Raw genomic sequence first — 26,873 nt, 5'->3', positions numbered from 1 at the left:
CGAGGCGTAGCTTAGCCGGATCAAGTTTTACGTGACGGCCGGATCGGAAGATCCGGCCGTTTTGTTTTGGAGGTACGAAAGTAGGCTGTTTCGCGCCCCATCCTTTTGGATAAGGTAGAACAAACTACAAGCAAAAGTTGCTAGGCGGGGGGCGGGCTACGAGCAGACTGCGACACCACGCAATTGTGTGTTCAGTTATCGGGGGAGCGGCGCTCCTGACCGCGCTCAACACTAGTGCTATTTCGCAAGATCAAAATGCAATCGCACGTCACTGTCTAGCGATTGCAGACGTCAACCAACGTGTTGACTGCTTAGAGACCGGCATCCTTCCGGAAGTCCGATCAACAATCCCCTCACAACAGACGCCGGCGAGTCAGCCCAACCCAAGCTTTGACTGTCGAGTTGTTAAGTCACCCGTGGATCGCGCTATATGCGGCGACGTCACCTTAGCTCAATGGGATGCGTTCATGGGACGCACCTATCAACAAGCGCTGAGAATCTCGAAAGATCGCCAAGCTTTATTAGAGAGCCAGCGAAACTGGCTGACGCAACGAGAAACGACCTGCTCCTCGGTCACGGGCAATTTGACCTGGTCGTGCATTCTGGACGCGACGAGGTCGCGTAAGCGTCGAGGAAAAGCGCGTGATCAAAGCACTGATCGCAGTCCCCGACGGTCGCTGCTCAATAGTGTTGACATTTGTTAACACTTGCCTTATATTCAGGTCTCCTCATGGCTGATCGGCCGAGGCACCCGCATAAGGAGATTGAGGCCGTCGTCGCGCACGCCGAGTCGATCGGATGGCGGTGGCGCAAGATGGGGCATTGGGGGCGGCTGTTCTGCGCGCATGCCGGACGTGACGGCTGCCAGGTCGGCGTGAACGGTACGCCGAAGAATCCGGAAGACCATGCTCGGCAGGTGATGCGGGCGATCGGCCGGTGCCCGCACGGAAAGGAGGAAGACAAGTGAAGAAGTTCGAGTTCAGCATTATTGCGTCCGGCCTCGATCCTGCGGCGGAGGATTTCGAGCAGCGCTTCTACGATGCCGGCTGCGACGATGCGGCGATCGCCTTCCAGAAGGGCCACATCATCGTCGACTTCACCCGGGAGGCGAAATCAGTCAGCGAGGCCATCGTCACGGCGGTGCAAAACGTGCAGGCCGCCGGCGCCCACGTCGATCGCGTTGAGCCCGACCCGTTCGTCAGCCTCTCCGATATCGCCACCCGAACCGGAATGACGCGTGCGGCGATGACGCAATATTCCAAGGGTCAGCGCGCCAAGGATTTTCCCGCGCCGGTCGCCCGCGTGACGTCCGACAGTCCGCTGTGGGATTGGGCGACGGTCGCAAAATGGCTGTTTCATCACGACAAGCTCAGCCGCGACGAGGCGATCGAAGCGGCCGCCGTGCGAGCGGCCAATGCGGCGATAGGATCACGCACGGCCAAACTCGAAGAGACCTTGAAGGGAAGCCTGAAGGCCTACGAGAAGGAACTCGACCGGGCCGCGTGAGACGCGGGATCGCTGCTTTGCGCGCCCTACCCCCGAAAATCAATGCTCCGCAGCACGATCCCCGGCGGCGTGCCTTCGAACTCCGTCGCCTGATATTTGCGTCCGGTGCAGGCTTCGATGCGCTCGCGCAGGCGCGTGAACTGCTCTTCGCGCTCGCTGGGCCTGGCGCGCGGGCCGCGCTCGAGGTCGTCCATGGCGGAGGTCGAGATCGCGCAGGCGATCTCCTTTGCGCCGTCCTGCATCGAGAACTGGACGATGCCGCGGTCCTGGTCGTGGGCGATGAAGCGGCTGCTGGTGAGCGTCATGGGGTGTTCCTTTTGCGGCCGCGCGTCGTGCCGGGCTTGTGCGCGATGGCGCACGGGGGGAGCCGGTCAGCGAAGCACGCTGTGGCACAAGCGTACAAAACAATGCACTTCGGTGGTTATGGGTCCTGGCTTTCGCCAGGACGACGCCGGAGTTGGCTTACCGTCAGCCGTCGCCGTTGAGCCTTGCGAAATCGTCGAACAGCGCGGCCACCAGCGCGCGGTGACGGGTGTCCTCGGCGGGCAGGCTCGCGGCATAGAGGTTGAGCAGATGGCGGGCCTTCACGGCGGCCTCCGGCCAGGACGTGGCGGGCACCGACATCATGCGGTTTTCGAGCTCGGCCTCGCGCTCACGCAGCTCCCTGACCTGGGCCTCGACGTCGGCCAGCGCGCGGCGCAGATCGGTTGCCTTCTGGGCGGCCATGCCGCGGTGGCTGTCGAGATCGACCGGGATGTCAGTCATTTCAGGTACTCGCGTCGATGCGTTGGGCATCCGCAAGATCGACCGAGCCGATCGACAGCATCTCCGTCGCACCGCGCACGCCTTCGGAGGGCACCGTGATCATGGTGGCGACGCGACGATAGGACGCGAAGGACAGGCCCTCGATCATCTCCTCGTCGGTGACGACCTCATAGGCGCCGGCCGGCAATTCGCGCGCGACACCGCGGATGTGGAATGGATGCTTGAAGGTAATGGTTTCTCGCCGCGAGCGGATGGTCATGCGCGCCTGCCTTTCGCAAAGAAGGGGCCCCAACCGACGCCAGCTGTGGCGGACCATGCGCTTGTTACCCGGCAATAGCCAGCTTTATGTCAGCGCGGGCCGGGACTTAAGCGGCAAGCGCGACACGCGCGCGCGGCGTTTTAGTCCTCGCCATCGGCATGGCGCGGGCGTACGCTCGACCACGTCAGCGCAGCTCACGCAATTGCCGCGCGTCGATGTTGCGCTGCATCTTTCGCGCCTCGTGTGCGCGGCGGCGATCTTCAATGGCTCGGGTGGACGCGTCTCGTCGTCATGCCCAGCGACCGTTGCAGCGCCGATCTCGCACGCGGACGAATTCGAAACCCAGGAGGAGACGACGTCATGGCCAAGGGACAGCAACGCAGCAACCGCGAAACCAAGAAGCCGAAGAAAGACAAGATCAAGATCAGCGCCGCAGCGCCCAGCCGCAAGGATGCGGCCTGGCAGCCGGAGATTGGTCAGAAGAAGAAGTAGCGGGGCGACAACGCCGACCGCGAATGAGGTGCGCCCCCTCTCCCGCTTGCGGGGGAGGGTTGGGGTGGGGGTGTCTCCGCAAGCGAGAACCCCCAAGAGGAGAGAGCCCTCACCCGCCGCGCTCGGGACGATGCTTCGCATCGCCCGAGGCGCGTCGACCTCTCCCGCAGGCGGGAGAGGTGCAGCGGAGTCCGCGGCCCAATCACCCCAAAAACACTGGCGCCGCGCGGGAGTCACCACCATCTCCTTCTCCCCGCCCTTTTCCGCTATACTCGCCCGGGTAGCATCAGCGGGAGGGGAGTACCGTGGAGCACGAGCGCAACGCCGACCACACATCCGAGCCGAAGAATCTCGTCATCTGCTGTGACGGCACCGGCAACGAGATCTCGGAGAATATCTCCAACGTCCTGAAGCTCTATCGCTGCCTGCGCAAGACCGACAAGACGAAGCCGCGGCAGATGGTGTTCTACGATCCCGGGGTCGGCACGGTGACGGAGCCGTCGACGTGGCACCGCTGGAAAGCCAACGTCAATCTGGTGCTCGGGCTCGCCACCGGCTACGGGCTCGATGACAACGTGCTCTCGGCCTATTGCTTCCTGATCGAGCACTACGCGCCCGGCGACAAGATCTATCTGTTCGGCTTCTCGCGCGGCGCCTACACCGTGCGGGTGCTGGCAGGGCTGATCCACAAGATCGGCCTGATCTCGCCAGAGCAGGCCAACCTCGCAGGCTCCGGCCTCGTCGCCTACAAGCAATATTCCGGCACCGGACGCGGCAACGACATTGAGGACCTCAAGGACATCGCCGTCGACGATCAGGGGCCGCTGCCGAAGGACCAATTCGACCTCGCCGCGCAATTCGCGCGCATCACCTCGACGCGCTGGCCGACCATCCACTTCATCGGCGTCTGGGACACGGTGGCGAGCGTGATCGTGCCGCGGCGCGACGTCTTCTTCCTCGTCTTCAGCCTGGAGGAGCTCGCCTTCACGCTGCGCAATCCCAGCGTCAACATCTTTCGCCAGGCGATCGCGATCGACGAGCAGCGCCGCATGTTCCGCCTCAAGGCGTATGAGGAGCCGCAGGAGTATTGGCGCCATCGCTACGTGCCCGACGAAAAGAAGGAGGCGCAGGACATCCTGCAGGTGTGGTTCGCCGGCGTGCATTGCGACGTCGGCGGCGGCTATCCGGAAGCCGAGAGCGGCGAGTCCAAATATCCGCTGCTCTGGATGATCGAGGAGGCGGCCAAGGCGGGGCTGAACTTCAACCCGCGCACGGTGAACCAGCTCGCCTGGGGCATCCAGCGCAAGAACTCGCCGTTTCCAATACGTGCCGCCGGCTTACACCGGCAAGACGGGCGAGCTGCACAATTCGATGACGGCGGTGTGGCGCGTGCTGGAGTATCTGCCGAAGAGCGCGACCTACAAGGAATGGCCGGAGCGGAAGGTGTTTTTCGGGTTCTACATCCCCGATTGCGAACCGCGCCCCATCGCCGAAGGCGCGCATGTGCATGAGAGCGTGGTGAAGCGGATGGCGGTGGAGCCGGAGTACCGGCCGGTGAATCTGCCGAAGGATTATGTGACGGTGCCGATGCCGCTGCCGCCGCATGTGGGCATGGCGGCGGAGGCGGGGGAGATCGTGGTGGGGTGAGCGCCTTCCCTTCTCCCCCTGTGGGAGAAGGTGGCGCGAAGCGCCGGATGAGGGGTTGTCGCCGCGAACGCGAAAGCTTCGTATGCCGTGCGAGACCCCTCACCCGTCTCGCCACTTCGTGGCGATCCACCCTCTCCCACAAGGGGAGAGGGGAAAGCCGCCCCACCCCGCTACCGCCGCTTTCTCCATTCACCGACACATTTCATTAAAATTCTCCGCCCCGCCTTAGCCGGATCGCATCAACTCCTCTGCATCATCTCCCAAAACCACCCGCGCCATCCGCGGAAATTGGAGGAGAGTGCCAATGCATCCGCGACGACATGCCCGCGTCAAACCCGCGGGCCTCGTGTCCCGCCAGGCCAAGATCATCACCGACCCGCGCGCGCCGGTGATTCCCTGCACGCTGATCGATTATTCGCCCGGTGGCGCCTGCGTCGATCTCGGCGGGCAGGTGAAGATTCCCGATCGGTTCGAGCTGCTGCACGTCAACACCAAGAAACGCTGCCGCGTGGCGTGGAAGCGCGGCACGAAGGTGGGCGTGGTGTTTTAGAGGGAGCGAGACGTCAGCTTAATCACCCTCTCCCCTTGTGGGAGAGGGTGGCTCGCCGCAGAGCGGCGAGACGGGTGAGGGGTCTCTCTCCGCGGGTACATCTCCCACAGTTGGATCTGCGGAGAGAGACCCCTCATCCGGCGCTCCGCGCCACCTTCTCCCACAAGGGGAGAAGGAAGAAGCCTACGTCCGCATCCGCGCCTTCGCGCCCGCGACGATCTGCATCGCGACGCCTGCGATCCATCCAAACAGGGCGAACCAGCTCCAGGCGATATGCGGCTCGAGGCGGAGCACGATGATGGCGACGGAGGCAAGCGCGGTGAACGTGGCGCAGAGCGTGCCGGCGGAGCTCAACAGCTCCGCGGCGTCGATGTCACCGTGGGCCTCGTCGAACGGCAGCTGCGGCGTGTCGATGCCGAGATAGAAGCCGACGAAGCCCAGCACCATCATCAGCAGCAGGAAGCCCTCGGTGGTGAGCGCGGGTATAGCGGATCCCACATAAGCGCCGACGAACAACCCGCACGCCGCGCCCGCCATCGCAAGCCCCACGCGCTCGATGACGTGGGCAGCTTTCCGGATACGAAACCGCATGGCGGGCCTCCGTGAGGCGTTGAACGCGCGTGAGGTTAAGCCAGATTTGGCGGAGGTGGAAGCTGAGGGGATCTACGGATGCGTGAGGTGGGGTGGAGTGGGACGTGACGACCCAAGCCCCACTCTCGCGTCGTCCCGGCGAAGGCCGGGACCAATAACCCCAGGGAGATGTTTTACGAAGACTCAGAGTTTAGTTGCACACTGACAACTCCCACCACGCCTCGTCGTTAGATCACGCGGTATGGGTCCCGGCCTTCGCCGGGACGACACTGTAAATGCGGCGCGGTCCTCGCGCCACACTCGCGCCCCTCACCGCGCGCCGAACGTGGTTTTGCCGAACAGCGCCTTTTGCGTCGAGGGCTGCGAGCGCCAATATTGCGGCGGGGCTTCGACCTCGCCGCCGAGCTCCGCTGCGGCGTGCCAGCCCCAGCGGGGGTCGTAGAGCAATCCACGGGCGAGCGCGATCATGTCGGCCTTGCCGGATGCGACGATGTCTTCGGCCTGCTTCGGCTCGGTGATCAGGCCGACGGCGATGGTGGGCAAACCCGTCTCGCGCTTGATGGCCTCTGCAAACTGCACCTGGTAGCCGGGGCCGAGCGCGATCTTCTGCAGCGGCGAGACGCCGCCGGAGGAGGCATCGATCCAGTCGACACCGCGCGCCTTCAGCGCCTTGGCGAACTCAATCGTCTGCGCCAGATCCCAACCGCCCTCGACCCAGTCGGTCGACGACACCCGCATGCCGACCGGCTTGTCGTGCGGAAACACCGCGCGGACCGCGTCGTAGACCTCCAGCGGGAAGCGCATGCGGTTCTCGAGCGAGCCGCCACACTCGTCGGTGCGCTTGTTCGAGATCGGCGACAGAAACTGATGCAGGAGATAGCCGTGCGCGCCGTGCAGCTCGATGGCATCGATGCCGATCCGGTCGGCGCGTTTCGCCGCATCGACGAAGGCATCGCGGATGCGCTTGAGGCCGGCGGCGTCGAGTGCCAGCGGCGCAGCTTCGCCCTCCTTGTGCGGCAGCGCCGACGGCGCCACAGTTTGCCAGCCGCCCTCGCTCTGCGGGATCAGCTGGCCGCCGTCCCAGGGCCGCGCGCTGCTGGCTTTGCGGCCCGCATGCGCGAGCTGCATCGCGACCGCGGTCGAGGAATGTTTCCGCACCGAGGTGAGGATCTGCTTCAGCGCGGCCTCGGCGGCATCGCTGTAGAGCCCGAGGCAGCCCGGCGTGATGCGGCCGATCGCCTCGACATGGGTCGCCTCGATGCAGAACATCGCCGCGCCCGACAGGCTGAGATTGTTGATGTGGGTGAAGTGCCAGTCGGTGGGAACGCCGTCCTCGGCCGAATATTGGCACATCGGCGACACCACGATGCGGTTCTTCAAGGTCAGGCCGCGCAGCTTGATCGGGGAAAACAGGGCGCTCATGCGGGGGAGTTCCGAAAGGGATGGAGGGGCGGGAGTTGGGGAGAGTGTAGTGGGCGATGCGCCAATTGCCAGCCGCGCGGCGGGAATGGCGGCTCGCGGGGGATGCATTGCGGCTATTCCACCAGCGCGAACTGCAGCAGCAGCGTGCGCTGGAGCATCGAGAAATTGTCGTCCGACACCAGCGTCAGCACGGTCTCCCCCTCGGGCGTGACGTGGGCGTCGATGCCTTCCATGTTGTCGATCTCGTGGCCGAGATCGGCCTTGAACAGCACGGGGCCGTCGACCACTGCGCCCGGCGCGATCGATTTCAGGGGGATCGCGCGGATGCGGATATCGACGCCGGTGAACCAGGAGAATTTACGTTCGAGAATCAGGAGATCGCCCGAGGGCAGCAGCACGGCGTCGCTGATGAGCTGCTGGTCGGTGCGGCGAATGCTGAACTGGCCGGGTGTGGGGCCGCCGATCAGAAATCCGATCAGATTGCCGTCGGCATCGAAGCCGCCTTCCGACAGCGCGATCAAGGTCCCCGCGAGCGGCTGCCCCTTGGGGACGAACACCAGCGCCTCCAGCCCCTTGTTGTAGGGCAGTTTCCGCAAGCCCGGCGGCGTCGGCAGCACCTCGCCGCGGGCGCTTGTGCCGCCCTTCGAGAAATCGAACCGCATGATCTGGTTGACGCGCTCGAGCCCGACATGGACGAGGTCGCCGTCACGCGCGAGCGCCTCGGTATCGTACCACAGCCGCTTCTCCGTGATCGGCCGCCCCTGCGCATTGAGCACCGGCGCGGCCTCGACGTCGTCGAGACCCGTCATGCTCCGCCCGGAATAGCGGATGCGACCGGTGAACCAGGTGCCCTGGTCGGACATCGCGAGGAAGCGCTCGCCTTTGCTGTCGAGGAAGCGGAAGCCGGACAGGCCGCCGAAGCCGCGATGCGGCGAGGTCAGCACCAGGCCGCCGCGATAGTCCAGCGAACCAAAGCGCGTGCGCGCGCGGTCGCGCGGCTCGAAATTTGGGATCGGCCGCGCGTTGACCTCGATGCCGACGGGGGCTGCGACGGCGTGCTCGATCAGCGCCGGCTTCGGCGCGGGCTGTGCCTGCGCCAGGCGAGACAGTGCGAGAGTGGAAAATCCCGCCGCCGCGTGGCCGATAAAGCTGCGGCGGGATCGATGGTTGCTCACGAATGCAGTTTGCGTCGCGGGCGACCGGCCGGCTGCGTCGGCGCGGTATTGGTCTCGCTGAAGAGTTCGGCGAGTTTTTCGGTGATGGCGCCGCCGAGCTCTTCGGCGTCCACGATCGTCACCGCGCGGCGATAATAGCGCGTCACGTCATGGCCGATGCCGATCGCGATCAGCTCGACCGGCGAGCGGGTCTCGATCTCCTCGATGATGTGGCGCAGGTGCCGCTCGAGGTAGTTGCCGGGATTGACCGACAGCGTGGAATCGTCGACCGGCGCGCCGTCCGAGATCATCATCAGGATCTTGCGCTGCTCGGGCCGGCCGAGCAGGCGCTTGTGCGCCCAATCCAGCGCCTCGCCGTCGATGTTCTCTTTCAGCAGCCCCTCGCGCATCATCAGGCCGAGATTCTTACGCGCGCGACGCCACGGGGCATCCGCCGACTTGTAGATGATGTGGCGGAGATCGTTGAGGCGGCCGGGACTGGCCGGCTTGCCGGCGGCAAGCCACGCCTCGCGCGATTGCCCGCCCTTCCAGGCGCGCGTGGTGAAGCCGAGAATCTCGACCTTGACGCCGCAACGCTCCAGCGTGCGGGCGAGGATGTCGGCGCAGGTCGCAGCGACCGTGATCGGGCGCCCGCGCATCGAGCCGGAATTGTCGAGCAGCAGCGTCACCACGGTGTCGCGGAACGTCGCCTCCTTCTCGTGCATGAAGGACAGCGGGTGATAGGGATCGGTCACCACGCGCGACAGGCGCGCGGGGTCGAGAATGCCCTCTTCGAGATCGAACTCCCAGGCGCGGTTCTGCTGCGCCATCAAGCGCCTCTGGAGGCGGTTGGCGAGCCGGGCGACGATGCCCTGCAGATGGGCGAGCTGCTTGTCGAGATAGGCGCGCAGGCGCTCCAGCTCGTCATGATCGCAGAGGTCTTCGGCGGCGATGACCTCGTCGAATTTCGGCGCGAAGGCGTGATATTCCGGCCCGCGCGGCTCGTTCTTGCCGTGCGAATTCGGCCGCGTCGCCTCGCCCGGCGTCTCGTCGTCACCGAGCTCGCCGTCGTCGAAGGTGTCGGAGGTCGAAGCCTGCGCGCTTTCCATCGCGCTCTCGCTCATCTCCTCGCTCGATGCCTGGGCCTGGTCGGCGCTCATCTCCTGCGCGGCATCGGAATCGGGCGAGCCCTCGGCGCCGGACTGATCGTTGTCGCCGTCCTGGTTCTCGTCGTTCTCGTCATTGTCTTCGCTGTCGGCGCTGCGCTCGTCGCCAATCTCGAGCGCCGTCAGGAGATCATGCACGGCATCGCCGAACCTGGTCTGGTCCTCGACCACGGTGTCGAGCCGGTCGAGGCGCCTGCCGATCTTGTCTTCGAGGATAGGACGCCAGAGATCGACCATCTTCTTCGCGGCCGTCGGCGGCGCCATGCCGGTCAGGCGTTCGCGCACAAGCATCGCCAGCGCGTCGGCAAGCGGCGCGTCGGCGCGATCCGTGATCTCGTCGAACTTGCCGCGATGGAAATGGTCGTCGAGCATCGCGGTGAGGTTTTTCGCAACGCCCGCCATGCGCCGCGCGCCGATCGCCTCGACACGGGCCTGCTCCACCGCCTCGAATACGCCGCGCGCCTGCGGATTGCCGGGCATCAGCTTGCGATGCACTTTTGGATCATGACAGGCGAGCTTGAGCGCGATCGAGTCGGCATGGCCGCGCACGATCGCGGCGTCACGCCTGGTCATTTTTCGCGCGGGTTCGGGCAGCCGCGCCTTGCCCGGTGCGAGCCCGGGGCGCTCGGCGGCGAAGCTGACATCGAGCTCGGGCGCCTTGGCGATCGCCTTCAGGCAGGAGGCCACCGAGCGCTTGAACGGCTCGGTCGGAGCTTCCTTGGTGTTGCGGAATTTGGAGTTGGAGGTGGTGCTCATCTCGCCCTTACCCGTCGTCCCGGCCTAGTGCGCAATTGCGCATGGGGGCCGGGACCCATAACCACCGGCGATCATTGCGTCAGGAGAAATTAGCAGCGTCGCTTCACTCGAGACATCACGCGGTATGGGTCCCGGCCCCCGTGCGCAATTGCGCACTCGGCCGGGACGGCACACCGAGAGTAATCAGCTGAGCGCCACGTTCACCGCCGATTCCGGCAGCTCCGCGTTGAAGCAGCGCTGGTAGAACTCGGCGACGAGGGGACGTTCGAGCTCGTCGCACTTGTTGAGGAAGGTGACCCGGAACGCAAATCCGATGTCGCCGAAGATGTCGGCGTTCTCGGCCCAGGTGATCACCGTGCGCGGGCTCATCACCGTCGACAGATCGCCATTGGCGAAGGCGTTGCGGGTGAGATCGGCGAGGCGAACCATCTTGTTGACGATGTCGCGGCCCTCCGTGGTGCGATAGTGCTTGGCCTTGGCCAGCACGATCTCCACTTCCTCGTCATGGCTGAGATAGTTCAGCGTGGTGACGATCGACCAGCGGTCCATCTGGCCCTGGTTGATCTGCTGGGTACCATGATAGAGGCCCGAGGTGTCGCCGAGGCCGACGGTGTTGGCGGTCGAGAACATGCGGAATGCCGGATGCGGCTTGATCACCTTGTTCTGGTCGAGCAGCGTCAGGCGGCCGGAGACTTCCAGCACGCGCTGGATCACGAACATCACGTCCGGACGGCCGGCGTCGTATTCATCGAACACCAGCGCGACATTATGCTGGAGCGCCCAGGGCAGGATGCCGTCGCGGAATTCGGTGACCTGCTTGCCGTCGCGGACCACGATCGAGTCCTTGCCGACGAGGTCGATACGGCTGATGTGGCTGTCGAGGTTGACGCGCACGCAGGGCCAGTTCAGCCGCGCGGCGACCTGCTCGATATGGGTGGATTTGCCGGTGCCGTGATAGCCCGTGACCATGACGCGGCGGTTGTGGGCGAAGCCGGCCAGAATGGCGAGCGTGGTGGCGCGATCGAAGCGGTAATCGGAATCGACTTCGGGGACGTGAGGATCGACTTCGGAATAAGCGGGGACTTCGAGATCGCTGTCGATCCCGAACACCTGGCGCACCGACACCTTCATGTCGGGCAAACCGGAAACTTCCTCAACTTTGGACATCGCGGCGGTCGTCATCAATCCTCCGAGGTCCCGGGCGATCCCGAGACCAGTTATTGCACGTTGGCTGCGGCTGGGTGCTGTTGCGAACCTATCAGAGACAACGTGCGGGCAGAAGCCCGCCCCCCAATCAAAGTTCCGTTGTCTTTTCATTTAGATAGGCAAGGAACGCGATTTTTGGAAGGCTGCCCTGCGAATCACGCCTGAATTTCGTGCGGAAGGCACGTCCTGCCCACGCGGGTGGCACTTTTACCGCCGCTCGTTACTTATGTAGGGTCCGAATGCAGGGTCCGAACCCCGAGACCCAATCCCACCATAGAGACGATGTGACGTCCTTTCTCGATCCCCTCATTTCATTCGTCTCGGCCCATGCGTGGCTGGCCTATCTGACCCTGTTCCTGGCGGCCCTGCTGGAGGCGGTTCCAGTGGTGGGGTCGGTGATCCCCGGCTCGACCATCATCCTGGCGCTGAGCGCCCTGATCCCGGGCGGCGAGCTCAGGCTGCAATGGGTGTTGCTGGCGGCGGCGCTCGGCGCAGTGCTCGGCGACGGTTCGGCTTACTGGATCGGGCACCGGCAGCAACGGGAGATCCTCAACACCTGGCCGCTGACCAATTATCCGCGCGTGGTCGAACAGAGCGAGACTTTCTTCCACCGCTTCGGCACCTGGGCGGTGTTCTTCGCCCGCTTCGTGCCGCCGATCCGTGCCTTCGTCCCGGTCACGGCGGGCGCGCTGGGCATGCCCCCGGCCCGCTTCTACGCCATCAACATCCCGGCAATCCTGGTCTGGGCACCCGCGCATGTGCTGCCGGGTGTTTTGGCAGTGTCGGCCCTGCACGAATACGCCGGGCTGCCGCATCACGGGCATATCGGCAAGCACATCTGGATCCTGACCGTGATCGGCGTCGCGATCGTTCTGAGCCTGGCGGTCTGGATCTATCGCCGGCGGAACGGCAGCGCTGTCGCCGCGGCGAAGCCGCAGATCTAGCGCCAGCGTCGCGACCTTCTCTCAAGGCGTATTGAGAAGTACCCACAGCCGCGAGATTCTACCATTTTCGACTTCAGCCACGTCGGCCCCTGTCACGGTGGTCGGGCCGTGCTCGGGCCCGGCGTGCCAGGCTAGATGGCCCAAGCCGTGATGCCCGACAGCCGCGCCATCGGGCACGAACCTGAAAGTCGGCCCGAACTGCTTCAAAAGATCTCCCGCGATCCTCGATATTTCTGCCCGCCCGCGGACGATATTCATCGGCTCGTACATGACGGGCTCATCGACGAACAACTCGGCTATGGCCGCTCGCCGCTTGTCCTCGTCGCGCTCGTTGAACACGCGCTCCAGATTTGAACGAAGCAGATGGTCGAATTCGATATTGCCGGTTGTCATGTTGCAGCCTTTCTTCACATCATTTGTCGGCGAATATCCGCGACGGATGATCAATCGAACTTGACCAGGTTCAACGCGGGAAGCGGGCCACCCGGAAACTGGGTCAACGTTCCGCCGATCGCGAGCGAGCCAAGATCGATGCCGAAGAATCCGAGTTGTTCGATCAGCGCGCCGATGGCGGTCTTAGCTCCGGCATCATCTCCCGAGTAGAACAGCACGCGCTTGCCCCCATCGGTGGTCGGGTCAGCTGCGAGGAGTTCTGACAGCAGATGATTGAATGCCTTCACTACCCGCGCTCCGGGCACCAGATCGGCGAAGACCTCCGACGAGGCGCGACCACCGAGTTCAGCCGGCTTGAATAGCGGCGCCTCGATCGGATTGTTGGCATCAACCACGATGCGGCCGCCGAACGGCGGCAGGCCCGCAAGCGCGCCAGGCAGCTTCGACCAGTTGACCGCGACGAACACGATATCCTTGGCGGCCGCCTCCTCGCGAGTGCCGGCGGTCACGAGCCGACCGATGTCGGCCACAGCCGTCGCCAAGCTCTCGGGACCGCGGCTGTTAGACAAGGTCGTGGCGATGCCCTTACGCGCGAACGCCCGGGCGATGGCGCGGCCGATATTGCCCGCGCCGATAATGCCGATGGTGGACATGGAAAATGCTCCCGAGATGTATGGAGATCAGATCGACTGATCAGTGACCTCAAAATGGCGCAACCATTCCCCCTTGATTAGAGGGGACTTGGTAGTAAGATTTTCAACGATAACTTTCGAATGAGCTGATGGAAACGCTGGCTAATCTGGAATCCTTCCTCCGCAGCGCGGAATGCGGCAGCTTTTCCGAGGCAGGTCGGCGTCTCTCGGTGACGCCGGCTGCTGTCAGCCGCAATGTCGCGATGCTGGAGCGCAATCTGGGCGTCCGGCTGTTTCATCGATCCACGCGAAAGCTGACTCTGACGGAGGCCGGGGAGACGTTCCGCGCAGCGATCGCCGACAATTTGGAGGGACTGCAGGCAGCAATTACTGGGATATCGACGGGGAGCAATGAGCCGGCTGGCCTTCTCAAGGTGAGCCTGCCGCCGACATTCGGCATAGGCCATATCCTGCCGCTGCTTCCCGGTTTCCTGGCCCGTTATCCGCGGGTACGCGCCGAGTGGCACTTCGAGAATCGCCAAGTCGATCTCGTCGGTGAAGGCTACGACGCCGCAATCGGAGGCGGATTCGAGTTGTCCCCCGGTCTCGTGAGCCGAACACTTGCGCCGGCACACATCGTCGCCGTGGCGTCTCCAGCCTATATGTCGGGACGAACATTTCCGACCAAGCCGGACGAATTGGCGACACTGGACGGCATCGTCATGCGCTCGCTGCAGACCGGGCGCATTCGGCACTGGTCGATGCGCGACGTTTCAGGTCGGGAAATTCAGGCCTCGCTCTCCGAGGCGATCGTGGTCAACGATCCCGCTGCGATGCGTGAGGCGGCATTATTGGGCCTCGGGGTCGCCATGCTCGCAACCGCCGACACCCTGCCCGCGCTCGAAAATGGTTCGCTGCTGCGCCTCGTGCCGCGCTGGTACTGCGACGCCGGCGCGATCTCGATCTACCATGCCTCGCGCAAGCTGGTGCCGGCAAAGACGAGAGCCTTCGTGGACTGGGTGGCGGATGCATTCAAGAAGAACAAGCTCGCGGAGCGCTTTGCGGGGAGTCTGAGCTGACACGCATGCCCGCACGTATGATCTAGGCCTTTGCGTCCGGCCCCCCTGCCCGTCGCCCCGGTGCAGGCCCAACATAACGCGCCCTTGGCCTGATCAGCTTGCCGAACTGCAATTGCTCGCTGGCATGGGCGATCCAGCCGACGCTGCGGGCCATGGCGAACAAAGCCAGCTCGCTGCCTCCAGGCAGGCGCAGCGCGTGCACGAGCACCGCGAGCGCGTAGTCGATATTGACGAGTTCGCCGGTCGCCTCCGCGATCCGCTCCGGCACCTCCTTGGTGAATTTGCGCGGTGCGCCGGCGCGGGCCAGGGCATTCAGCAGCGACTGCGCGCGCCGATCGCCCCGCTTGTAGACGCCGTGACCGAAGCCGGCAAAGCGTTCGCCGAGCGCGACGCGTTCGCGGACCATTGGCTCGACGTCACGATCCACCAGCGTCTTGACGAGCTGCGAGGCGAGCACGCCGGCGCCGCCGTGCTTCGGCCCCTTCAGGGCGGCGAGGCCGGCGATGACGGAGTCATAAAGATTGAGGCCGGTCGAGGCTGCGCAGCGCGCGGTGAAGGTGGACGCGTTCAATTCATGCTCGGCGAGCAGAACCAGCGCGCGGCGGATGAGATCTGCCGCGTGCTTGTTGTCGGGCGCCCAGGCCCTCGCGATCTGCTGGTGCAGCGGCTCGGCGGACGGCTCCGTATTGAGCATGGTCGCGACCAGGAGCCGGACGATGCGCGCACCGACCATCGCGCGTCCGTCATGCGCGCGGGTGAAGGCGCGGGGATCGGCGCTCGATGCGAGCGCCAGCACGGCAATGGCGCGATCGATCGGCGCGGCGCGGTGCGCCGCCTGCGCGATCAGGCGCATCTCATCGGACACCGCGGGCTGATTATCCGGCGCAAAGGGATCGACGCCGGAGACGTCCCACAGAAGCGTTGCGGTGTGCTCCAGCGTGTCGTGCTCGGCGAGATCGACGCAATTGACGCCGCGATAGATCGCGCCGTCCTCGGTGATGGTGGAGATCTCCGTGTCCATAACCGGCAGATCGGCATCGAAGCTGCGCAGACCGCGCGGCTCCGGCGACGGCACCCGGCGCTCCTTCAGCGCCCGGACGTCCTCGGCGCGATAGCGGTTCTTGCGCGAGTCCGGCGTCGGCTCGGAGCGAACCAGGCCGCGACTGACATAGGCGTAGAGCGTGGCCGGCGAGATCGCGAGCTCGGCGGCGGCTTCCCTGGCCGACAGGTAGAGCTCCTCGGAATTTTTCATATTGATTTATGTAATCAAGATTGATCAATCTGTCGAGAGGCCTGACCTTGGCTGGTGCAAAGGAGATTTGGGCCATGAACATCCACCTCACCAAAAGCCAGATCGGGCTGGACGGCGTTCCCGCGGCCGAAACCGTGCTGAGCCATGTCGACGGCGAGCGCGGCGAGTTGATCATCGCAGGCGAGCATGTTGGCCGACTGGCGAGCCAGTCGAGCTTTGAGGGCGTCACCGCCCGGCTCTGGAACGGCGCCAGCACGACCACGCTGAACGAAGCCAATGTGCGCGCGAGCCTGGGCGCCGCACGCGAGCGCGCCTTCGCGCGGCTGGATGAGTTGCTGCCGGCAACGCGCGGCATGGGCATTATCGACGGGTTTCGCGCGGCGGTCGCGGGACTTCGCGCCGAGCACGGCCTCGCTCATGAGGCGACGATCGTCGGCGCATTCCCGGTGATTGCGGGCGCGCTCGTCCGCCGCGCTAGGGGTCTCGATCCCGTGGCGCCCGATCCGAACGTGAGCCATGCTGCCGATACGCTTCGCATGCTGCACGGGCGCGCGCCTGAACCACGCGAGGTCACGGCGCTGGACGCCTACCTCGTCACCGCGAGCGACCACGGCATGAACGCCTCGACCTTCACCGCCCGCGTGGTGGCCTCAACGCAGGCAGATCTGTTTGCCGCCGTCACCGCCGGCTATTGCGCGCTGACGGGTCCGCTGCATGGCGGCGCGCCGGAGCCGGTGCTGGAAATGCTCGACGCGATCGGCTCGCGCGAGCGCATCCAGCCCTGGGTGGACGCGGCACTCGCCCGCGGCGAGCGGATGATGGGTTTCGGCCACCGCGTCTATCGCGTGCGCGATCCCCGCGCCGACGTGCTCAAGACCGCGATCGAGGCGCTGGCCTCGGACGGCGCCGACCTGCCGTTTGCCGGCGAGGTCGAAGCCTATATCCGCAGCGCGCTGCGCAAGAAGAACCCGGACCGGCCGCTGGAGACCAATGTGGAGTTCTTCACCGCGATCCTGCTCGATGCGCTGGCGATCCCGAGGCAGGCCTTCACGCCGATCTTCGCGGTGGCGCGCGCAGCCGGGTGGACGGCGCATGCGCGCGAGCAGCAGCGGACGGGACGGCTGATCCGGCCGAGCTCGTCATATGTGGGGGCGATGCCGGAGGCGTGATGAAACGTAGCCTGGATGGAACGGCGTTCTTTCCCTCTCCCCTTGTGGGAGAGGGTGGCTCGCCGCGCAGCGGCGAGACGGGTGAGGGGTTCTCTCCCCGCACAATCCCTTGCATTGGAATTTGAGGAAGCAACCCCTCATCCGGCGCTTCGCGCCACCTTCTCCCACAAGGGGAGAAGGGAAGACAGTGGCGCGGCCTCAGGCCTCGCGCACCACGGTCTTCAGGTAATTATACGCCTTGATGATCTCGATCAGGCGGTCCTCGGTGGAGCGGTCGCCGCCGTTGGCGTCGGGGTGGTGCTGCTTCACCAGCGCCTTGTACTTGGACTTGACGTCGGCGAGCGTGGACTCGGGGCCGAGGCCCATCACCTGGAGCGCCTTGCGCTCGGCATTCATGATCTTGCGCGTCTCGGCCTTGGGCGCGGCCTGCGGCCCGGCGCGCCAGCCGGTGCGGCCGTTGAGCTCCTGGAACATGCTGAACGGATCGAAGGCGCCGTCGATCTCGGCTTCCGCGCCTTTCTTGACGCCGCCATTGGCGCCCATCTTCCAGGTCGGACGATGACCGGTCAGTGCATCCTTCTGATAGCGCGCGACAGCGTCGGCATTCATGCCGGAAAAGAAATTGTAGTTCTGGTTGTACTCGCGCACGTGGTTCAGGCAGAAGTGCCAGTACTCACGCTGATTGTCGCGACCCTTGGGCGCACGATGCGCGCCCTTGTTCTGACACCCGGTCCATTCGCAATTGACCACGGCGTCGCGCGGCTTCACTTCCGGCTGCTTGCCTTTCGGCTTGACCCGGATGGAGTCGAAGAACTTTGATGAATCAATCGGCATGGCTGACTTTGACTACGCAATGCAAAAACCTTCAAGTCTTGACATTGCAATTAGCTGAAAACACATAGCCGAAGCTTCGCCTCGGCGTCCTGAAGAACGGCTACCCAAGGGCAGCCTACGCAATTGACGGAGTGCGGTCGCGCACCTTAAGGCACACCCATGGCTATGAGAGACACTATCAGCAACAAGTTGCAGGAAGCTTTCACGCCGGAAAGCCTGCAAGTCGTCGACGAGTCACATTTGCATGAGGGCCACGCCGGCCATCGGCCGAGCGGCGAGACGCACTTCCGCGTATATATCGTGTCTCAGGGCTTCAAAGGGAAGAGCCGGGTCGATCGCCACCGCATGATAAATTCGGCACTGGCCGCGGAACTCGCAGGCAGCGTGCACGCGCTGGCGATCCACGCGCAAGCGCCGGGAGAAAATTAGCTTGGTCATTCCGGGGCGGCTCGAAGAGCCGAACCCGGAATCTCGAGATTCTCAGGTGCGCAATTGCGCACCATAGTTCGATGCTTCGCATCGCCCCGGAATGACCGAGGAATCAAAACGACGTCCCGGCCCGCCGCCGCTTGGCTTCTTCCATTTCCGTCTCGCGCGGCACCGGTGAAATACGGAGTGCGGTGATGCGGTTGCGTTCACGGCGGAGGACGCGGAAGCGGAAGCCGTGGAAGGTGAAACTCTGGCCGCGGTCGGGGATCGAGCGCGCCTCGTGAATGACGAGGCCGGCGACCGTCGTTGCCTCTTCGTCAGGCAGGTGCCAGTCCATGGCGCGGTTGAGGTCGCGGATCGGCACCGAGCCGTCGACGACGACCGAGCCGTCCGGCTGGGCGCGCACGCCCGCGACCACGACGTCATGCTCGTCGGAAATGTCGCCAACGATCTCTTCCAGAATGTCTTCCAGCGTCACGAGACCTTCCACTTCGCCGTACTCGTCGACGACCAGGGCGAAATGGGTCTTGCGGCGGCGGAACGCCTTGAGCTGCTCGGAGACGGGCCGCATCTCCGGCACGAACCAGGGCGGTAGCGCGATGGTGGAGACGTCGATGCGCGAGGTCTCGCCGTCGGCCGCGCGGATCGCGCGCAGCAGATCCTTGGCGTGGAGCACGCCGATGATGTTTTCCGGCTTCTCGCGCCACAGCGGGATGCGGGTGTATTCGGCCGCCAGCACCTCGCGCACCAGATCCTCCGGCGGCAGATCGGCGTTGATCATCGTCATCTCGGTGCGATGGATCATGACGTCGGAGACCTGGAGCTCGCGCAGATCGAGCAGCCCGCCGAGCATGTCGCGGTCCAGCTTCTCGAACTTGCCTTCATGATGCAGCAGGTCGACCGCGCCGCGGAGGCGCTCGGTCGGCGACAGGATCGCCTGGTGCTCGCCGGCAAGGCCAAACAGGCGCATCAACAGCCGCACGATGACTTCCACGATCCGCAGCAACGGCCCCAGCACGTACATCGTCAGCCGCATCGGGCGCGCGACCGCGAGCGCCATGCGGTCGGGCGCGTTGATTGCGATGGTCTTGGGCAGCACCTCGGCGAAGATCACGACCAGTGCGGTCATCAAGCCGGTGGCATAGAGCACGCCGACGTCGCCGAACCAGGCCGTGAAGATGCTGGTGGCCAGCGCGGATGCACTGATATTGGCGATGTTGTTGCCGAGCAGCAGCGCACCGATCAGGCGCTCGCGCATGTCGAGCAGCTGCGAGACCACGTCGGCGTCGCGATTACCCTGCTTGGAGAGCCGCAGCATGCTGGCGCGCGAGGCGCCGGTCAGTGCGGTCTCGCTCGCGGCGAAGAAGCCGGAGACGAGCAGGCAGAGAATGACGATGGTGAATCCGAGCCAATCCATGAACCACTCTGGTTTCTTGTTTTGACGCGTTTTCTTGACGCGAACCGGTACCCACTTCGCTCGAAAACGCTTTAACGCCGTTCAGCCGCGTGTCACGCCTTCTGGGCGAGCTTGTCCTTGAGGAAGTCGCGCACCGGAGCCGGCTCGACGTTCTTCACGACGATTGCGCGCCCCACCGCCTCCAGCAGGATGAAGGTGAGCCTGCCGCGCTCGACCTTCTTGTCCTGCGCCATCAGCGCCATCAGCGCGTCGGCATCGGCAAGCCCCTCCTGCGCGAAACCGGCGATGTCCTGCAAGCGCGTCGGCAAGCCGGCTTCAATGAGGTGACGCTCGACTCGCGTCGCATCGGCTTCGCCGATCATGCCGAGCCTGGCCGAGAGCTGCGCCGCCAGCGTCATGCCGATCGAAACGCCCTCGCCGTGGAACAGGCGGTCGGAAAAACCGGTCGCGGCTTCCAGCGCATGGCCAAACGTATGGCCGAGATTGAGCAGCGCGCGCTCGCCGGTCTCGCGCTCGTCGCGCGAGACGACGCCGGCCTTGGCGCGGCAGGAGGTCGCGATCGCATGCTCGCGCGCCGAACCGCCTTTGGAGATGTCGGAATGGTTCTTCTCGAGCCAAGCGAAGAAGGCCTCGTCGCCGAGCACGCCGTATTTGGCGACCTCGGCATAGCCGGCGCGGAATTGCCGCGGCGACAGCGTGTCGAGCACGGCGGTGTCGGCGATCACCAGCACCGGCTGATGGAAGGCGCCGAGCAGATTCTTGCCCTGCGGCGAGTTGATGCCGGTCTTGCCGCCGACGGAGGAATCGACCTGCGCCAGCAGCGAGGTCGGCACCTGCACGAAGTCGACACCGCGGCGCAGGATGGCCGCCGCAAAGCCGGCGAGATCGCCGACCACGCCGCCGCCGAGCGCGATGACCAGATCGTTGCGCTCGATCTTCGCGGCGATCAGGGCCTCGCTGACCTTTTCGAGGCCGTCATAGGTCTTGGAGATCTCGCCTTCCTCGATGACGATGCGCGATGTCGGGATGCCCGCGGCTGCGAGCGATGCCTCGGCGGGCTCGAGCCAGTATTTCGCGACCGTGCGATCCGTCACGATCGCGGTGCGCACGCCGGGACGCAGACGCGCGACCCGTTCGCCGAGCGAGGCCAGCACGCCGCGGCCGATGACGATGTCATAGGCGCGATTCTCCAGCGCGACCTCGACATTGACAGGATCGGAATGTTTCAAGGGCGCGGTCATCGTGCGGCACTCGCGACGTCGGCTGGTGGCGGGGACGCCTGTTCGCCGCAAAGATGCGCGCGCAGCGTCTCGATGGTCTCATCGACGATCTTGTCGTGCGGCACGTCGCGCGAGGCGACGGTGAGGTCGGCATGGCCGTAAACCGGCTCGCGCTCGGTGAGCAGGCGCGTCACGGTTCCTTCGGGATCGGCGGTCTGGAGCAGCGGACGGTCGGCGCGCCGGCGCACGCGGCGCATGATGACGTCATGATCGGCCTTGAGCCAGATCGAGATCGCCTTTGCCGCGATACGGCCCCGGGTCTCCTCGCGCATGAAGGCGCCGCCGCCGGTCGCCAGCACGATGGGACCGCCATCGAGCAGACGCGAGATCACGCGGGCCTCGCCGTCGCGGAAATGCGGCTCGCCGTGGCGTTCGAAGATTTCCGGTATGGTCATGCCGGCCGCCGCCTCGATCTCGGTGTCGGCATCGACGAAGGGCAGCTTGAGCCGGAGAGCCATGCGGCGGCCGATGGTGGATTTGCCCACCCCCATCATGCCAACGAGCACGATCGAGCGCGTCCCCAGCGCCGACAGGATGTCGGCCTCGGGCGAAGCTTGGATCGGCAACGCGGCGTCGGGCATTTGTCTCGCTCGATTGGGTCTCGCTCGATCTGCCGCCAAAGGCGGCATCCTTCGGCCACCTATACGACCCCGCAGGGGGCCTCGCCAGAGGACTCTTGCCACGAAACGGCGAACGTGTTGGATGATTTCATTGGTTAATTTGCCCGCCGAGCCCCTGACCGAGACCCTCTCCGAGATCCTGCCGATGCCCAGCCTGTTCCGCCTCCTGACGGTCGTCGCCGTGATCGCCGGCATCGTCTATGGCGTGGTCTTCGCGCTGGCGAACTTCGTCAATCCGAAGCCGCGGGAAATGACGGTGACGATCCCGCCGGATAAGTTTCTCAAGAAATAGCAGCTAGGCTGCCGGGCATGCGTGCCAGATCTTCCGAAAACAAGCCCTCAGACGCCAAGCTCACCGGCCTGTTCCTCGACATGCTCGCGGCGGAACAGGGCGCCGGCCCCAACACGCTCGATGCCTACCGCCGCGACCTCACCGACTTCTCTGAGTTTCTCGGCCGCGTCGGCCATGCATTTGCGGATGCGGAAACACAGACGCTGCGCGACTATCTCGCCGATCTCGACACGCGCGGCTTCAAGTCCACCAGCGTCGCGCGGCGGCTGTCGGCGATGCGGCATCTCTATCGCTTCCTCCTGAACGAACGAATCAGAACCGATGATCCCGCGGCGATCCTGTCCGGCCCGAAGCGCGGCCGCGGGCTGCCGAAGGTGCTGTCGATCGCGGATGTCGACCGCATGCTCCGCCGCGCCAAGGAATTGAGCGAGGCGGAGGATGCCTCGCCGTCGAAACGGCTGCGCGCCCTGAGGCTCTATTGCCTGCTCGAGGTGCTCTACGCCACCGGCCTGCGCGTCTCCGAGCTGGTGGCGCTGCCGCGCACGGCCGCGAAGCGCGACGCCCGCATGATCGTGGTGCGCGGCAAGGGCAACAAGGAACGGCTGGTGCCGCTCAACGAGGCCTCGCGCCAGGCGATGGCCGATTATCTCGCGGCGACGGAGGCGGCCAAGGACAACAACAAGACCGAGAAGAAGAACAGCGTGGCTGCCTCGAAATGGTTGTTCCCCTCGTTCGGCGAGAGCGGGCATCTGACGCGGCAGCATTTTGCCCGCGACTTGAAGGAGCTCGCGGTCGCTTCGGGCCTCCAGGCCCGGCTGGTTTCCCCCCACGTGCTGCGCCACGCCTTTGCCAGCCACCTGCTGCACAACGGGGCCGATTTGCGCATCGTACAGACGCTGCTCGGCCACACCGACATCTCGACGACTCAGATCTACACCCACGTGGTCGAGGAGCGGCTGAAGAGCCTGGTCCGCGACCTGCACCCGCTGGCGGAGAAATGAGTCTCCGGTAGCCCGGCTACAGGCCACAGCCCGAAACCGCCTTGACTTCGGCCACATCTCCGCAGAAAGAGCCGGGGCCTCACGATGATTTGGCCGCCGCTCCCTGCGAGCACACAGGCCAACTCATTGACGAACCTACATTTCTTTCCGTGACATCGAATCCGCTTCGCCGCCTCGCCCCGTCGTCCCTATATTGAGTTGATGCCAGACCAGATGCGCAGCTATCTCGATTTCGAAAAGCCCGTCGCCGAGCTCGATTCCAAGCTCGACGAATTGCGGACGCTTGCGGCCTCCGGCAGCGACATCGCCGAGGAGATCGGGCGGATCGAGGACAAGGCGGCGCAGGCGATGGCCGACCTCTATCTGAACCTGACGCCGTGGCAGAAGACGCTGGTCGCGCGACATCCGCAGCGGCCGCATTTCAACGACTTCATCAAGGGCCTGATCACCGAGTTCACCCCGCTCGCCGGCGATCGCAAGTTCGGCGAGGATGAGGCGCTGGTGGCAGGCTTCGGCCGTTTCCGCGGCGAGGCCATCTGCGTGATGGGCCAGGAAAAGGGCGATTCCACCGAGAGCCGCATCAAGCATAATTTCGGCATGGCGCGGCCCGAGGGCTATCGCAAATGCGTACGGCTGATGGAGATGGCGGAGCGGTTCGGCCTGCCGGTGCTGTCGCTCGCCGATTCCGCCGGCGCCTATCCCGGCATCGGCGCGGAAGAGCGCGGCCAGGCCGAGGCGATCGCGCGTTCGACCGATGCCTGCATGGCTTTGACCGTGCCGAACGTCGCCATCATCACCGGCGAGGGCATGTCCGGCGGCGCCATCGCCATCACCACCGCCAACAAGGTCCTGATGCTGGAGCACGCGATCTACAGCGTGATCTCGCCCGAGGCAGCGTCCTCGATCCTCTGGCGCGACGGCTCCAAGGCGCAGGAAGCCGCCAACAACATGAAGATCACAGCCCAGGACATGCTCCGCTTCGGCGTGATCGACAGCATTCTGAAGGAGCCGGTCGGCGGCGCCCATCGCGACCCCGCCGCCATGATCGCCACCACGGGCGATGCCATCGCCAAGGCCTTCGACGAACTCCGGGGCCTCGACGGCGACGCCATCCGCAAGCATCGGCGGCAGAAATTCCTCGATATTGGCCGGAAACTGGGCTGATTCGGGCGGGTTTGGGGCCCGTCGGCCGCGTCACCCTCCCTGGGGTAATGGGTCCTGGCTTTCGCCAGGACGACACTGAGTTTGAGGCCGGCCAAACCGCGCCGTAGGCCCCGGTAACCCCGCGTTAACCCTTTTTTTGCCCAAATCAGCGATCTCTGTACCGGTTTGGCCGCGAGGCCCAAGTTACGGCCCAGTTTAAGTCTTCGTTGACCACGCCTTTGGGCCAACGGGCTCGTGATCCCCGTTCGGGTTGCGACCACATGACCCAGAGGTTAGAATTTTAATCAATGGCTTCAGGGCATAAGCGCTGGAGCGTGATTGCGAAAAGCCCGTCGCGACGGGTCCGGGTCTCCGGTCGGATCATGCTTCAAGATTGGGGTTTGCGCGCGATGCCCTGGACGGTGTGGGGTCCATCTTGATTTCTCGTTCGCTTGCTCGCGCGTTTTTGGTTTCGGTGGCGCTTGCCGCCAGCTTTGTGCTGGCCGGCTGCGACACCGACCAGGTTTCGCTTGCGACCAATGCCAAGGCCAACCAGCCGGTGCCGCCAAAGCTTCTCGCCGCGATGGTCGAGAAGAACATGGATCTGCAATCGCCGATCCTGGTGCGCCTGTTCAAGCAGGAGGCCGAGCTCGAGGTCTGGAAGCAGACCCGCAACGGCCAGTTCGCGCTGCTCAAGACCTATCCGATCTGTCGCTGGTCGGGCGACCTCGGTCCGAAGGTGCGCGAAGGCGACCGCCAGGCGCCGGAAGGATTCTACTCGATCAATCCGGGCCAGATGAATCCGCAATCGGCGTACTATTTGTCGTTCAACACGGGCTATCCGAACGCGTTCGACAAGGCTTTGGGCCGCAGCGGCTCGCAGCTGATGGTGCATGGCGATTGTTCGTCGCGCGGTTGCTACGCGATGACGGACGAGCAGATCGCCGAGATCTATTCGCTCGGGCGCGAGTCCTTCTTCGGCGGCCAGAAGGCGTTTCAGCTGCAGGCCTATCCGTTCAAGATGACGCCGGTGAACATGGCCAAGCACCGGAACAATCCGAACATGCCGTTCTGGAAGATGATCAAGGAAGGCTATGATCATTTCGAGGTGACGCGACAGGAGCCGAAGGTCGATTTCTGCGAGAAGAAGTACGTCTTCGACGCCGCCAAGCCGCCCGACGCCAAGCGCGATCCGGTGTTCGACGCGTCCGCAAAGTGCCCGGCCTATGTGATCCCCGACGAGATCGCCAGCGCCGTGCGCGAGAAGGATGCGCGCGACCAGGCGGAGTACAGCAAGCTGGTTTCGCGCGGCACGCCCGTTGCGCGCATGAACACCGGCATCGACGGCGGCATGAACAAGATCTTCGCCGCGAAGATTCCGGAAGGCTCGACCGGCCTGTCGGAGGGCGCCGAAGGCACCACCTTGCAGATGCTGGCGATGGCGAAGGCGCCGGGCACGATTCCTGGACACGTCAATCCGCCGAAGCCCAATCTCGATGCAGCCGCGTCCTCGCCGCAGGAAGAGCCGGTCGTCGCCGTCAGCGCGCCCGCCGCCAACACCCGCGTCGCCACCGCAGCTGCACCTGAGAAATCCGGCTTCTTCTCGAATCTCGGCCGCAAGATGGGCATGGGCAACGCCGACGCCACGGCAACCACGCCTCCGCCGCAGGCCACGGCATCTGTCGCTCCGGCGGCGACGACGACGACGCCACCGACCGCAGCGTCCCGGCTGAAGGCCGCGGTAACCCGGTTCGTGCCGGGTCGCGACACGTCCAAGGACGCGCCGAAGCCAGCGATTGCCGCCGCCAAGCCTGCCGAACCTGCGAAGCCCGACACCCGTCTCGCCGCAACCCGCCCTGCGCTCAAGCCGTCGGTGTCGGATGGCGCGGGTGAAGCAACCCAGATCATGGGAGCCGCGCCAGTGGTGCAGTCGAATTCGTTCGACAGCCGGTTTGGGGCGGTGAAGTAAACGGGCGGGAACCTCTTGCCCCTTCCCGATTCTTACCAAGCTGACGGCCGTCCTGGATGATCAGCGGCATTCCAGGACCTGAAGCCCTTGAATTGCGATGATATCCTATCCATGATATACAGTAATCTTGTATATCATGGAGCATTCCATGCTGGTCTCCAAATGGGGTAACTGCCTCGCAGTCCGTCTGCCTAAGGCACTCGTTGAGGCCTTGAACCTCTCCCCCGGTGACGAGCTCAACGTCGTAGAGGCTTCGACAGGCCAGATCGCCGTAGAGAAGGTCGACAGACGAGCGGAATTTCTCAAGCAAGCCGAGCAGTTCCGGATTCCCCTGCCCGAGGGTTACAAATTCGACCGCGACGAAGCGAACGAGAGATGAGTTCGTTCTTCGACAGCAACATCTTGGTCTATGCCTTTTCGGCCGACATCCGGCGCGAGCGCGCGCTGACCACAATTGCTGGCGGCGGCGTCATCAGTGCGCAGGTGCTGAACGAGTTCACCAACGTACTGCGCAAGAAGCAAAGACAGGACTGGTCCGTTATCGAGGCCGCGGTGCAAGCCATCCGATTTCGGTTTCCGGATATCGCACCGCTCACCGCCGACACGCACGCTACGGCGCTTGCGCTTGCGCGCGACCATACGCTTGCCTTCTACGATGCTCTGATCGTAGCGGCCGCAATCGAGGCTGGCTGCGAGACGCTGTATAGCGAGGACATGCAGCACGGCCGCAGCATCGGTGGGCTGTCCATCGTCAATCCATTTTTCGGAAGCACTTCGCCGTCACCCTGAGGTGGCCGCTTCTTCAGCCGCCCTCGAAGGGCGACGGCCCCGCTGATAGCCCGGCCGTGCATCCTTCGAGGCTCGCTACGCGAGTGCCTCCAGCGACAATGGCTTCGCCATTGCGC

The 26,873-nt window shown here is 64.7% G+C and carries 30 protein-coding genes and 1 pseudogene; 16 read left to right on the top strand and 15 right to left on the bottom strand.

Going from position 1 to position 26,873, the window contains the following annotated elements; translation table 11 throughout:
• The first annotated feature begins 185 nt into the window (after window positions 1–185).
• From ABIC03_RS30095 to ABIC03_RS30085, 3 genes are read left to right on the top strand one after another with little or no spacing between them, the layout of a single operon-like run.
• Window positions 186–704: a lysozyme inhibitor LprI family protein gene (locus ABIC03_RS30095; RefSeq protein WP_354063448.1), complete on the top strand. Its 519-nt coding sequence runs from the start codon at window positions 186–188 to the stop codon at window positions 702–704.
• A gap of 26 nt (window positions 705–730) precedes the next feature.
• Window positions 731–967: a hypothetical protein gene (locus ABIC03_RS30090; protein ID WP_275172746.1), complete on the top strand. Its 237-nt coding sequence runs from the start codon at window positions 731–733 to the stop codon at window positions 965–967.
• A complete protein-coding gene (locus tag ABIC03_RS30085; RefSeq protein WP_354063446.1) occupies window positions 964–1,506 on the top strand; it encodes a hypothetical protein in 543 nt (180 codons plus the stop codon). The genes ABIC03_RS30090 and ABIC03_RS30085 overlap by 4 nt, the downstream gene beginning before the upstream one ends.
• A 26-nt stretch (window positions 1,507–1,532) precedes the next feature.
• Here ABIC03_RS30085 and ABIC03_RS30080 read toward each other — a convergent pair whose 3' ends face one another.
• The 3 genes from ABIC03_RS30080 to ABIC03_RS30070 form a co-directional block, all read right to left on the bottom strand.
• On the bottom strand, window positions 1,533–1,811 hold the full coding sequence (locus tag ABIC03_RS30080) for a DUF1488 family protein (protein ID WP_018452941.1): 279 nt from the start codon (window positions 1,809–1,811) through the stop codon (window positions 1,533–1,535).
• Window positions 1,812–1,974: 163 nt separating this feature from the next.
• Window positions 1,975–2,271, bottom strand: coding sequence for a hypothetical protein (locus ABIC03_RS30075; protein ID WP_007599252.1), 297 nt, complete (start codon window positions 2,269–2,271; stop codon window positions 1,975–1,977).
• Window position 2,272: 1 nt separating this feature from the next.
• Window positions 2,273–2,530: a hypothetical protein gene (locus ABIC03_RS30070; RefSeq protein WP_354063443.1), complete on the bottom strand. Its 258-nt coding sequence runs from the start codon at window positions 2,528–2,530 to the stop codon at window positions 2,273–2,275.
• Between the two features lie 360 nt (window positions 2,531–2,890).
• On the opposite strand from ABIC03_RS30070, the gene ABIC03_RS30065 reads away from it, so the two are divergent.
• The 3 genes and pseudogenes from ABIC03_RS30065 to ABIC03_RS30055 all read left to right on the top strand — a co-directional run bounded on the left by ABIC03_RS30065 (window position 2,891) and on the right by ABIC03_RS30055 (window position 5,219).
• The gene (locus ABIC03_RS30065; RefSeq protein ID WP_354063441.1) at window positions 2,891–3,022 is read left to right on the top strand and encodes a hypothetical protein; all 132 of its coding nucleotides are present in this window, start codon (window positions 2,891–2,893) and stop codon (window positions 3,020–3,022) included.
• Between the two features lie 305 nt (window positions 3,023–3,327).
• Window positions 3,328–4,669, top strand: a pseudogene (locus ABIC03_RS30060) (T6SS phospholipase effector Tle1-like catalytic domain-containing protein).
• 304 nt (window positions 4,670–4,973) lie between these two features.
• Window positions 4,974–5,219, top strand: coding sequence for a PilZ domain-containing protein (locus tag ABIC03_RS30055; protein WP_007599245.1), 246 nt, complete (start codon window positions 4,974–4,976; stop codon window positions 5,217–5,219).
• Between the two features lie 183 nt (window positions 5,220–5,402).
• Here ABIC03_RS30055 and ABIC03_RS30050 read toward each other — a convergent pair whose 3' ends face one another.
• The 5 genes from ABIC03_RS30050 to cobS all read right to left on the bottom strand — a co-directional run bounded on the left by ABIC03_RS30050 (window position 5,403) and on the right by cobS (window position 11,490).
• Window positions 5,403–5,810 (bottom strand): hypothetical protein, encoded by a 408-nt coding sequence (locus ABIC03_RS30050; protein ID WP_275172742.1) that lies wholly within the window; start codon window positions 5,808–5,810, stop codon window positions 5,403–5,405.
• A gap of 309 nt (window positions 5,811–6,119) precedes the next feature.
• Complete coding sequence (locus ABIC03_RS30045) at window positions 6,120–7,232, bottom strand: NADH:flavin oxidoreductase/NADH oxidase (protein ID WP_354063438.1); 1,113 nt, start codon at window positions 7,230–7,232, stop codon at window positions 6,120–6,122.
• 113 nt (window positions 7,233–7,345) lie between these two features.
• Entirely contained in the window at window positions 7,346–8,407 is a 1,062-nt protein-coding gene (locus ABIC03_RS30040) for an esterase-like activity of phytase family protein (RefSeq protein ID WP_354063436.1), read from the bottom strand.
• A complete protein-coding gene (gene cobT, locus ABIC03_RS30035; RefSeq protein WP_027567980.1) occupies window positions 8,404–10,308 on the bottom strand; it encodes a cobaltochelatase subunit CobT in 1,905 nt (634 codons plus the stop codon). Before cobT ends, ABIC03_RS30040 begins: the two co-directional genes overlap by 4 nt.
• A 183-nt stretch (window positions 10,309–10,491) precedes the next feature.
• Complete coding sequence (cobS, locus tag ABIC03_RS30030) at window positions 10,492–11,490, bottom strand: cobaltochelatase subunit CobS (protein ID WP_275172738.1); 999 nt, start codon at window positions 11,488–11,490, stop codon at window positions 10,492–10,494.
• Between the two features lie 308 nt (window positions 11,491–11,798).
• Here cobS and ABIC03_RS30025 point away from each other — a divergent pair, with 308 nt between their 5' ends.
• Window positions 11,799–12,458: a DedA family protein gene (locus tag ABIC03_RS30025; protein ID WP_354063433.1), complete on the top strand. Its 660-nt coding sequence runs from the start codon at window positions 11,799–11,801 to the stop codon at window positions 12,456–12,458.
• 21 nt (window positions 12,459–12,479) lie between these two features.
• Here ABIC03_RS30025 and ABIC03_RS30020 read toward each other — a convergent pair whose 3' ends face one another.
• Window positions 12,480–12,905 carry a nuclear transport factor 2 family protein gene (locus ABIC03_RS30020; RefSeq protein ID WP_354063431.1) on the bottom strand — a complete coding sequence of 142 codons (426 nt, stop codon included), beginning with the start codon at window positions 12,903–12,905 and terminating at the stop codon, window positions 12,480–12,482.
• Window positions 12,902–13,504, bottom strand: coding sequence for an NADPH-dependent F420 reductase (locus tag ABIC03_RS30015; RefSeq protein WP_354063429.1), 603 nt, complete (start codon window positions 13,502–13,504; stop codon window positions 12,902–12,904). The genes ABIC03_RS30020 and ABIC03_RS30015 overlap by 4 nt, the downstream gene beginning before the upstream one ends.
• Before the next feature lie 128 nt (window positions 13,505–13,632).
• Here ABIC03_RS30015 and ABIC03_RS30010 point away from each other — a divergent pair, with 128 nt between their 5' ends.
• Complete coding sequence (locus tag ABIC03_RS30010) at window positions 13,633–14,562, top strand: LysR family transcriptional regulator (protein WP_275172735.1); 930 nt, start codon at window positions 13,633–13,635, stop codon at window positions 14,560–14,562.
• Between the two features lie 22 nt (window positions 14,563–14,584).
• Here ABIC03_RS30010 and ABIC03_RS30005 read toward each other — a convergent pair whose 3' ends face one another.
• Complete coding sequence (locus ABIC03_RS30005) at window positions 14,585–15,814, bottom strand: citrate synthase family protein (protein ID WP_275172734.1); 1,230 nt, start codon at window positions 15,812–15,814, stop codon at window positions 14,585–14,587.
• 74 nt (window positions 15,815–15,888) lie between these two features.
• Between ABIC03_RS30005 and ABIC03_RS30000 the strand changes: the two genes are divergently transcribed.
• Complete coding sequence (locus ABIC03_RS30000; RefSeq protein ID WP_354063426.1) at window positions 15,889–16,983, top strand: citrate synthase/methylcitrate synthase; 1,095 nt, start codon at window positions 15,889–15,891, stop codon at window positions 16,981–16,983.
• A gap of 198 nt (window positions 16,984–17,181) precedes the next feature.
• Here the strand turns inward: ABIC03_RS30000 and ABIC03_RS29995 are convergent, their stop codons facing one another.
• The gene (locus ABIC03_RS29995; RefSeq protein WP_007599228.1) at window positions 17,182–17,817 is read right to left on the bottom strand and encodes a J domain-containing protein; all 636 of its coding nucleotides are present in this window, start codon (window positions 17,815–17,817) and stop codon (window positions 17,182–17,184) included.
• Window positions 17,818–17,976: 159 nt separating this feature from the next.
• On the opposite strand from ABIC03_RS29995, the gene ABIC03_RS29990 reads away from it, so the two are divergent.
• Window positions 17,977–18,246, top strand: coding sequence for a BolA family protein (locus ABIC03_RS29990; RefSeq protein ID WP_354063424.1), 270 nt, complete (start codon window positions 17,977–17,979; stop codon window positions 18,244–18,246).
• 112 nt (window positions 18,247–18,358) lie between these two features.
• Here the strand turns inward: ABIC03_RS29990 and ABIC03_RS29985 are convergent, their stop codons facing one another.
• The 3 genes from ABIC03_RS29985 to ABIC03_RS29975 form a co-directional block, all read right to left on the bottom strand.
• Complete coding sequence (locus tag ABIC03_RS29985) at window positions 18,359–19,663, bottom strand: HlyC/CorC family transporter (protein ID WP_275172731.1); 1,305 nt, start codon at window positions 19,661–19,663, stop codon at window positions 18,359–18,361.
• A 92-nt stretch (window positions 19,664–19,755) separates the two neighbouring features.
• Window positions 19,756–20,904 (bottom strand): 3-dehydroquinate synthase, encoded by a 1,149-nt coding sequence (gene aroB / locus ABIC03_RS29980; RefSeq protein WP_354063422.1) that lies wholly within the window; start codon window positions 20,902–20,904, stop codon window positions 19,756–19,758.
• The gene (locus ABIC03_RS29975) at window positions 20,901–21,524 is read right to left on the bottom strand and encodes a shikimate kinase (RefSeq protein ID WP_354063420.1); all 624 of its coding nucleotides are present in this window, start codon (window positions 21,522–21,524) and stop codon (window positions 20,901–20,903) included. Before ABIC03_RS29975 ends, aroB begins: the two co-directional genes overlap by 4 nt.
• Before the next feature lie 184 nt (window positions 21,525–21,708).
• On the opposite strand from ABIC03_RS29975, the gene ABIC03_RS29970 reads away from it, so the two are divergent.
• From ABIC03_RS29970 to ABIC03_RS29945, 6 genes are all read left to right on the top strand, one after another.
• Window positions 21,709–21,855: a histidine kinase gene (locus ABIC03_RS29970; RefSeq protein ID WP_354063696.1), complete on the top strand. Its 147-nt coding sequence runs from the start codon at window positions 21,709–21,711 to the stop codon at window positions 21,853–21,855.
• 17 nt (window positions 21,856–21,872) lie between these two features.
• Complete coding sequence (gene xerD / locus ABIC03_RS29965; RefSeq protein ID WP_354063418.1) at window positions 21,873–22,856, top strand: site-specific tyrosine recombinase XerD; 984 nt, start codon at window positions 21,873–21,875, stop codon at window positions 22,854–22,856.
• A 201-nt stretch (window positions 22,857–23,057) separates the two neighbouring features.
• Window positions 23,058–24,020: an acetyl-CoA carboxylase carboxyltransferase subunit alpha gene (locus ABIC03_RS29960; RefSeq protein WP_007599220.1), complete on the top strand. Its 963-nt coding sequence runs from the start codon at window positions 23,058–23,060 to the stop codon at window positions 24,018–24,020.
• Window positions 24,021–24,435: 415 nt separating this feature from the next.
• Window positions 24,436–25,968 carry a L,D-transpeptidase family protein gene (locus ABIC03_RS29955; RefSeq protein WP_354063416.1) on the top strand — a complete coding sequence of 511 codons (1,533 nt, stop codon included), beginning with the start codon at window positions 24,436–24,438 and terminating at the stop codon, window positions 25,966–25,968.
• A 148-nt stretch (window positions 25,969–26,116) separates the two neighbouring features.
• A complete protein-coding gene (locus ABIC03_RS29950; protein ID WP_354063414.1) occupies window positions 26,117–26,347 on the top strand; it encodes an AbrB/MazE/SpoVT family DNA-binding domain-containing protein in 231 nt (76 codons plus the stop codon).
• Window positions 26,344–26,757 carry a PIN domain-containing protein gene (locus ABIC03_RS29945; protein WP_354063412.1) on the top strand — a complete coding sequence of 138 codons (414 nt, stop codon included), beginning with the start codon at window positions 26,344–26,346 and terminating at the stop codon, window positions 26,755–26,757. The genes ABIC03_RS29950 and ABIC03_RS29945 overlap by 4 nt, the downstream gene beginning before the upstream one ends.
• The last annotated feature ends 116 nt before the right edge of the window (window positions 26,758–26,873 follow it).

Source organism: Bradyrhizobium sp. RT6a (assembly GCF_040547675.1).
Lineage (GTDB): Bacteria > Pseudomonadota > Alphaproteobacteria > Rhizobiales > Xanthobacteraceae > Bradyrhizobium.
Note: the sequence above shows the minus strand (reverse complement) of the source record. Positions and strands in the feature narration are given on the sequence as shown.